This is a genomic window from Bacillus sp. JJ1521 (genome assembly GCF_036965165.1).
Classification (GTDB): Bacteria; Bacillota; Bacilli; order Bacillales; family Bacillaceae_L; genus Ferdinandcohnia.
This window is the reverse complement of record NZ_JBALOX010000117.1, coordinates 1-6,772: the sequence shown is the minus strand read 5'-3', so window position 1 is coordinate 6,772 and position 6,772 is coordinate 1. Positions and strand designations below refer to the sequence as shown.

Genomic DNA, 6,772 nt, shown 5'->3' with positions numbered 1-6,772 from the left:
GTATCGTTGAGATATTAATATTTTCTGTGATTTAAAATTATTCGGAATATTATTGACAACAAAAAAGTTATGAGATAATATATTGCTTAAATAGTCAGACAATATATCGCATAAAAGGATGATTCAAAATTGAAAAAATACCGAACTAAGAAACAAGCAGTTTACGAGTTTTTAAAACAGGAAATTTTATTAGGGGTATTAAAACCTGGAGAACAAATAATTAATTCTAACATAGCAAAACAACTAGATGTAAGTGAAAATCCAGTGAGAGAAGCATTACATCAGCTTGAAATGGAAGGTTTAGTAACGATAAAACCTTCCATTGGCACAACGGTTTCCATTTTATCTAAAAAAGAACTTGAAGATATTTACGAATTAAAAATATTTCTGGAATCGATGGGTATTAGGAAAGCAATTGAAAATATAACTGATGAAGATATCAAAAATTTAAAACTCATCATTGATGAATCCATACTTGCCATTGAAGAAAATGATTTTCTTTCTGTTTCCAACTTAAATAAACGTTTTCATATGGGGATTTATAAAAAATCGAACAATCCCTATTTAATAAAAGTGATTGAAGATTTATGGACCTTGATTTTTCGTTATGCTCTTGTTATTTATTCTACTCAACAGGTCAATGACTTTTTTGACGATCATAATGACATTTTAGATGCAATCTCTGAAAAAGATGTGGATCGTGCTGAGTATTTAATGACTGAGCATCAAAACAGAGCAATGAACAAGATGATAGAAATCCTTGAAAATTCATTAGTTTTTAGTACAGAGTAAAGAAATCACATTATATTGAGACATTTACATCAACATTTTTAAGCAGATAAATGGTAAAAAATCTTAGAAATGAGGGCAAATGATGAAAAAAGTGAGAATAGGAACAGCTACTGGGTTTTATGGGGATTCAATTTGGCCAGCTATCGAGATGGTGAAGAAAGGAAATATTGATTATCTTTGTTTTGATGCTCTAGCAGAACTTACGATGGCTATTTTACAAAAGGATTATCAGAAAAATCCCAATTGGGGCTATGCCAAAGACTTAGTAAACTTTATGAGAGAGTTATTACCTCTTTGTGTTGAAAAAGGGATAAAGATTATGACAAACGCAGGTGGTGTAAATCCGTACGGTGCAAAAGAAGCAGTTTTACAAGTTTTAGATGAACTAGGTTTACATTACAAAGTTGGCGTGGTTACTGGTGATAACTTAATAGATTCATTAGAGGAATTAAACAAGAATCATTTACTAGTAAATATGCAAAATGACCAAAAGTTCGATCCTAACAAACATGAGATCACTTTTGCTAACGCTTACATAGGAGCAAGACCATTGGTAGAAGCACTAAAGCAAGGAGCAGATATCGTTATTTCTGGTCGAACAACCGATGCTGCGCAATTTGCGGCACCCATCATTTATGAATTTGGTTGGTCTACCTATTCATGGGATAAATTAGCCAGTGCTATGACAATCGGTCATTTAATGGAATGCTCCGGCCAGGCAGTTGGGGGAAATTTTAGTGGGGATTGGCGGAATATTGATTTAATGAATGTAGGCTATCCAATTGCAGATGTGTATGAAAATGGGGAGGCGATTATGAGCAAAACCCCTGATACTGGTGGACGTGTTTGTAAAAACACGTTAAAGGAACAACTGCTTTACGAAGTACATGATCCATATAATTATATTTTACCAGATGTGGTAGTGAATATTGCAGATACTCGTCTAGAAGATATTGGAGAAGATCAAGTGCGTGTTTTCGGCACGACTGGAAAGCCCTCAACTGAATTCTATAAGGCTTTAATCGGCTATAGCAATGGGTACATGGGAGAGGCGCTTTTAGGATATAGCTGGCCAGATGCATTAGAGAAGGCGAAATACGCATCTGAAATACTTGTTGCCCATATGAAACGGGAACAAATCGACTATGAGGATATTCATATTTCTTATATGGGATATAACTCATTACATGGTCAACTATCAGAACCTGATCCAGATCTGAATGAAGTGTTTCTAAGGGTGGCCATTCACACGATGTCGAAGGAGCACGCCAATAGAATAGGGAGATTGGTACCACCGTTAGGTTTAAGCGGACCCCCATTTTCAACTTTAATGGGTGNNAGGCAAGAGAGTTAATGGGAATTTGTCCAATTTTGCTACCAAAGTCAATGGTGGATCCAAAAATTAAAGTAGAGGTGTTTTAAAATGGAAGTTCGTTTAAAAGACTTTGTTCAAGTACGCTGTGGGGACAAAGGAAATGATTCCGATATTACTGTTTTTGCACCGAGTGAACAAATCTATGATTTTTTAAAAGATAAGCTGTCAGAAGAACATATTAAACATTTTTTTGGAGATATGGTTAACGGAAAGGTTACCCGGTATGAAGTACCAAATGTGTTAGCCTTGAAATTCCATCTTCAAGGTGCATTAGGTGGCGGGGCAGCTTCATCATTACGAATCGATAACCTTGGAAAAACATTGGGTTCAGCCTTACTACGTATGAAAATTGACTTGCCAAGTTCCATTGAAATACAAGGAAGATAATTTAGGTACCATTCATTCTCCTTAATTTATACAAAAGGAAAAAAAACGTTATTGCTTTATAGCACATCATTAAAATTAAATTATTAAAATACTAACCCGGAAAGGAAGATGAAGATGCAGCATACAGGACCTCTTACAGGTATAAAAGTGATTGAGTTCACTCATTGGTTATCGGCTCCGTATTGCGGGAATATTCTTTCTGATTTTGGTGCGGACGTGATCAAGGTAGAATCCTTAAAAGGTGACCAGGTTCGCTCGGCAGGTAGTGATAATAGTCAACATCTATATATTGCCTATAATCATGGAAAAAGAAATATCTCATTAGATTTGAAAAAAGAAAGTGGAAGAGAAATTGCTTTGGATTTATTAAGGGATGCGGATGTCTTAATTGAGAATTTCCGACCCGGTGTAATGGAAAAACTCGGGCTTGGATATGAAGAGATTAAAGCCATTAATCCTAGAATTATTTATTGTAGTATTTCAGCATTTGGTAACACCCCTGGGTATAAAAATAGGCCAGGGATGGACCCAGTGATCCAAGGAATGGGAGCCGTGATGAGCATGACTGGCCAAGAAGAAAATTCTCCTCCAATCCTTCCTGGGATTCCAATTGCAGATAATACAACAGCATTTATGGCCTTCGGATCTATTTCTTCAGCCTTATATGAGCGGGAAAAAAGTGGAAAAGGGCAAAAAGTTGAATTGAATTTAATCGATATGATGGTATTGAATCTTACTACACGTTACGGTCAGTATTTGGCTACTGGAGAGAATCCGAAGCCGATGGGAAATCAACACTCACAGGTTTTCCCATACCAAGCATTTCCGACTAAAGACGGGTGGATAATAGCTGGAGCCCAAACTGACGAATCATGGAAGTCGTTCTGTACAGCAATTGGTCGTGAAGATTTGATTATGATTGAAAAATACAGTACAAATTCACAACGTGTGAAGTATCGTGAAGAATTAACTTCCTTATTAAATGAAGTATTTATGACAAATACAACGGAAGACTGGTGCAACTTATTTGAGGGAAAGAACATTCTATATGGTCCGATTTGGGGAATACATGAGCTAATTAACAGTGATTTGATAAAAGATCACAATATTATAGTCGATGTTGAGCACCCAGAATTAGGTAAATTCCCTCTAATTCAAACACCAGTTCAATATTCAAGATCTAAAGTACAGCTCCAGCCTATTATCAGTACGCTTGGAGAGCATTCCGAGGAAGTTCTGAAAGAAATGGGCTACAGTAATAATGCGATAAAAAATTTAACAAGGGACCAAGTTGTTAAAACAGGTAATACTCAAATTAATTTAGTTAAGTAAGTATTCTTAGAGATGTATATAGATTGTTCATCCTAGAATTCTAATAAACTAAAGGGGCGGTGAAAAGATAGTTAACACTATTCGCATAATGAGTATACCAGATTCTATAACAATCTAATTGACAACAAGATTTCATCCACCTTTGTAAGCGTTATCTATTTTAATAAGGGGAGGTCAATATATGTTGGCTTTGTTAGGTTATTTAATGGTTATTACTTTTATGGTTCTTATTTTAACGAAACGTTTATCACCTTTCACCGCGTTAATCATCGTACCCGTTATTTTTGGGTTAATCGGAGGATTTGGTCTTGATTTGGGTCCATTAATGATAGAGGGTATTACTAAGATAACACCTACCGCTATATTACTATTGTTCGCTATTATGTATTTCGGAATTATGTTAGATACAGGTTTGTTTGATCCTTTAATTAACAAACTATTAAGTGTAGTTAAGGGTGATCCCTTGAAAGTAATTGTGGCCTCAGCCATTTTACCTGGGATTGTCGGATTTGACGGCGATGGAGCCACAACAATCATGATTTGTGTTACACCGTTCCTTCCCTTATATAAAAAATTAGGAATTAATCCACTTATACTAGCAGCATTAACAATCATGCAAATTGGTATTACTACATTGGTCCCCTGGGGTGGACCTGCAGGGCGAGTAGCTAGTGCATTACACATAGATATTACTGAGTTGTACATTGCATTGTTACCAGGAATGATAATTGCTTTAGTTTACGTTGTTTTTGTAGCTTATATGATTGGTAAGCGAGAACGAGCTAGACTTGGGGTAAGTCATTTCCATATAAACCCCGACGTCCAGGACGAAATGGCTTCTACAATAGAAGGCACAGATATAATAGAGGAAGATTTAAAGCGTCCGAAATTATTATGGATCAATCTTCTCTTGACGGCTGTTATTATGGTTGCCATCTTTGGGGATTGGGTACCTACGCCTGTTTTATTTATGATAGGTACAGCAGTAGCATTGGTCATTAATTATCCAGCCTTACCAGATCAACAAAAACGTATTTCATTCCATGCTCCCAATGCATTTGCTGTCGCAAGTATGGTATTCGCAGCGGGGATCTTTACTGGTATTCTAAGAGGAACAAAAATGTCTGAAGAAATGGCGCAAGGGTTAGTATCCATCATTCCACCAGAGTTTGGTGCACACTTCCCAATCATTACAGCCATTATAAGTGCACCAGGTATGTTCTTCCTAGGTCCAGACGGTTTTCTCTTCGGTATTCTGCCCATACTTGCAGAAACGGCCTCTTCTTATGGAATCAGTAATTTAGAAATGGGAATTGCTTCTCTATTTGGAACGCCATTTGCGATTGTTGGACCACTCGTCGCATCCTTATACTTATTGATTGGGATGACAGGTGTTGGTTTAGGAGAATTACAGAAATTTGTTGCAAAGCGGTCTATAATGATTATGGTTATATATATTGTTACAGGGCTATTAATTGGAACGATTTCCTTATAAAGTTATGACTATCCTTGTACAAAAACGTTGCAAAGTCAGCCTGAAAAAGTACATAACTAATTGTTCTGTATGAATAATGGAACAGAGGAAATGGTACATTGAGATTTTGATTTACAGGCTGCCTTTGATCTTGAGACTGCTTGTTTTGGGAATACTTTTGCAAGCGAAGATCAGGATGAAGGAATGGAGTCTTTTGTAGAAAAGAGAAAACCACAATTTGTTGGAAGGTAAGGTGAAGTATATTGAGTAATGAAATTGTAGTCATTGATGGTGCACGTACTGCTTTTACAGAATTCGGTGGATCATTTCGTGATGTTTCTGCGATTGACCTTGCTGTACATACAACGAAGGAAGCAATGCGCAGGTCATCAATCCAGCCAGAAGAAGTGGATCAGGTAGTAATCGGTAATGTTATTCAATCCAGTACTGACGCCATTTATATGGCAAGACATGTTTGCTTAAAATCAGGAGTTCCTGAGCATGTGCCTGGATTAACGGTCAATCGACTTTGTGGCTCAGGTTTACAAGCCATTGTAAACGCTGCACAATCTATTAAACTAGGAGAATCCAATGTTAGCATTGCGGGCGGTTCAGAAAATATGAGCCAGGTGCCACATGTTGTTCGTGGGGCTAGATGGGGCTTACCGCTCGGAAAAGCACCAATGGAGGATTACTTGTGGGAAGCTCTCTATGACCCATATGGGAAATGCTCAATGGCCATTACAGCGGAAAACCTTGCAGAAAAATATGAGATTTCAAGAGAACAAATCGATGAATTTGCCTCACAAAGTCATAAGCGTGCATTAGCAGCAGAAGAAAATGGTATTTTTGCAAAGGAAATTGTACCGGTACCTGTGAAGGTAAGAAAAGGTGAAAAGGTAATCAATCAGGATGAACATCCACGTGATACACCTGTTGATGTTTTAAATAAATTACCAGCGAGATTTAAAGAGAACGGCGTGGTTACGGCTGGAAATGCCAGTGGTATAAATGACGGTGCAGCAACGATGGTAGTTACTTCTAGTGAGTATGCGCAAAAGAGAAATTTACAACCGTTGGCAAGATTGGTTTCATGGGGAATTGTTGGTGTTGATCCAAAGTACATGGGTATCGGACCTGCTCCAGCCATTCGACAGGCATTAGAGCGTGCCAATATGAAGGTAGAGGATTTAGATTTAATCGAAATTAATGAAGCTTTTGCTGCTCAATATCTTGCTTGCCAAAAGGAATTAGGCTTTGACCCGAGCATTGGGAATGTCAATGGCGGTGCTGTTGCGTTAGGTCATCCACTTGGAGCAAGTGGTGCAAGAATCAGCTTATCGCTCATTTACGAGCTTCAGAGAAGGAATAAAAAATACGGTGCAACTGCATTATGTATTGGTGGAGGCCAA

General features: G+C 37.5%; 6 protein-coding genes. All 6 read left to right on the top strand.

What is annotated here, in order from left to right:
* Window positions 1-129: 129 nt before the first annotated feature.
* A complete protein-coding gene (locus V7147_RS16065; RefSeq protein WP_335368842.1) occupies window positions 130-792 on the top strand; it encodes a GntR family transcriptional regulator in 663 nt (220 codons plus the stop codon).
* Between the two features lie 79 nt (window positions 793-871).
* Complete coding sequence (locus tag V7147_RS16060; protein WP_438824601.1) at window positions 872-2,146, top strand: acyclic terpene utilization AtuA family protein; 1,275 nt, start codon at window positions 872-874, stop codon at window positions 2,144-2,146.
* Window positions 2,147-2,215: 69 nt separating this feature from the next.
* A complete protein-coding gene (locus V7147_RS16055; protein ID WP_335368840.1) occupies window positions 2,216-2,554 on the top strand; it encodes an AtuA-related protein in 339 nt (112 codons plus the stop codon).
* A 114-nt stretch (window positions 2,555-2,668) separates the two neighbouring features.
* Window positions 2,669-3,886, top strand: a complete 1,218-nt coding sequence (locus tag V7147_RS16050; protein WP_335368839.1) for a CaiB/BaiF CoA transferase family protein — start codon at window positions 2,669-2,671, stop codon at window positions 3,884-3,886.
* 181 nt (window positions 3,887-4,067) lie between these two features.
* The gene (locus V7147_RS16045) at window positions 4,068-5,381 is read left to right on the top strand and encodes a CitMHS family transporter (RefSeq protein WP_335368838.1); all 1,314 of its coding nucleotides are present in this window, start codon (window positions 4,068-4,070) and stop codon (window positions 5,379-5,381) included.
* A 242-nt stretch (window positions 5,382-5,623) separates the two neighbouring features.
* Window positions 5,624-6,772 (top strand): acetyl-CoA C-acetyltransferase (locus tag V7147_RS16040; protein ID WP_335368837.1); only part of this gene is annotated, 1,149 nt, incomplete at its 3' end.